The 1,863-nt window shown below is 40.4% G+C and carries 2 protein-coding genes; both read left to right on the top strand.

From position 1 onward, the window contains the following. A partial coding sequence (locus ACT3QQ_RS13785) for a hypothetical protein (protein WP_444528416.1) occupies positions 1 to 293 on the top strand: 293 nt, incomplete at its 5' end. Beyond that, positions 286 to 1,305 carry a phage/plasmid replication protein, II/X family gene (locus ACT3QQ_RS13780; RefSeq protein ID WP_444528415.1) on the top strand — a complete coding sequence of 340 codons (1,020 nt, stop codon included), beginning with the start codon at positions 286 to 288 and terminating at the stop codon, positions 1,303 to 1,305. The genes ACT3QQ_RS13785 and ACT3QQ_RS13780, both read left to right, overlap by 8 nt. Positions 1,306 to 1,863: the final 558 nt, after the last annotated feature.

Raw genomic sequence — 1,863 nt, 5'->3', positions numbered from 1 at the left:
ATATTGTTCCAATATGGATTATAGAAATGCCTACTAAAAAGACCCGTATTAACCTATCTGTCGATGACGATATGAATGAGCTACTAATGGAATTAGCAGCCTTGCAAGGTATCCCAAAGGCTACCCTAGTTACTGATTATTTAGATATGCTGCGACCGCACATGATAGAGATTAGAGACGCTATTCGCATGGTCAACGAGAAAAAAGACCCATCACCGCATTTGCGTAAGATGCTTATGAATACTCAGCAAGATTTCCTCGATGTGTTAAAAGAGGAATTAAAATATGATTGATTGGGTAACTATGAAAGTGTCATGCGAACATGACGGCATAATTTCCAATGGTGAAGTTGTTTCCTTATCTAAAGATGGCGACTCAATAGAATGGTCACTTGTTAAATTTCTACCTGTTGTTGGCTCACATGATGCGACAATTTCGATCCGCTCAATCACACAGTCCACAATAGAAATATCAGGCAATCCTACTAAATGGCTGCAAGGACATAATTTATTCGGCACAAACGACCTAAAACGCCTTGTATGGCTTTTCTTTAATAAGTTGTTAGATATACCAGAGCTTAAGTTAAAACCTACCCTAGAGCAGCTACACGCCGTTAAGATGGGTAAATTAACAGTATCGAGAGTAGATATTAACGAAACATGGTTTCTTGAAACTCGTGAAGAAGTTTTAGCTTGGTTGCGGTCTGCTGGTCAAAAAATTAGTCTTAAACATCGTGGTGCTGGACAGTTCAAAGGTGACACGCTTTATTGGGGCAATATTCGCTCAAGACGGTGGTTCTTGAAGTGTTACTCCAAAGGTGACGAAATAAACAGTAAAAAAAGTAATTTTCCCGATGCTTTGCGAACCCCTGAAATGCTCGCATATGCTGACAGAGCCTTGCGTATAGAGCTTACTCTTAAGTCTAATCAGCTACGTGAATGGCAATTACATGAAGTGTCCAATTGGAACGCTGAAACTGGTAAAATGTTACTCCTACAGCTAATAAAGGGGCTAGAGATGAGTAACAACATGCGATTAACTGACGATAAGCTAAAGAATTTAAAACCATCGGTTAAAATGGCTTATTTTGCTTGGCTAGGCGGTCAAGACTTAAAATTAGAACTAAAACGTCCTACTTACTACCGCTATAAAGCTCAATTGAAAGAGCTAGGCATAGATATTGGTATACCTAGAGATATAGAACAAAAAGACGCTAACGTCATCCCATTAATGAGAGTCTTAGAGGCTCAACCAGTGGGAATACCTGACTGGGCTATTGAGCAAGGCTTAGTAGCTTGTATGTGATTTAAAAATAAAAATAAGAAGTAATGCAAAACCTTTAAGCCCTGATACCTCAACAGGGCTTTTTTATGTTCCTGATAAGGCACGCTTAGTAGTTTCTCCCTTCGGGTAGAAACTGCGTGTTAAAAAATCCCTCCCTGCAAGTTCTCCAAAGGCTCATGCTGAAGTGCTAATTCACTATCAGCAGCAGCCCCTTTGCCCTCCAGTCACAGTCTTTTTGCTATCGTATGTCATAGGACATTACTTGTAGCCTGTAGCGCACTCGGCATCTTTTCGCCGAGGGCAAGCGTTAAGGCATAAGACAAACTATCAATACTCTAGCCTAAGTAATAATAATGCTCGCGTGTGGTGTACCGACTCCACGACTCGGAATGCACACACGCGAGTCTTTAGGGATGTACTTAGTAATACATCCCTTTTGTCTCATAGTTGAGAATATACACACCCTATAATCCCGCCGTGAGTGTTTAAAAATAGGCTTTTTGAGCCTTTTCCTACCCCCCCCTCCCTTTTGTCTCATTTTTTTATTGACACTACTTCTTATAGTGTTACACTTGTCCT

Source organism: Psychrobacter sp. AOP7-A1-24 (genome assembly GCF_052376235.1).
GTDB lineage: Bacteria > Pseudomonadota > Gammaproteobacteria > Pseudomonadales > Moraxellaceae > Psychrobacter.
This window is presented reverse-complemented; position numbering and strand designations above follow the sequence as displayed.

Excerpts from the sequence above, each read along its gene's own strand:
- ACT3QQ_RS13780 (WP_444528415.1), top strand. The coding sequence starts at position 286 with ATGATTGATTGGGTAACTATGAAAGTGTCATGCGAACATGACGGCATA.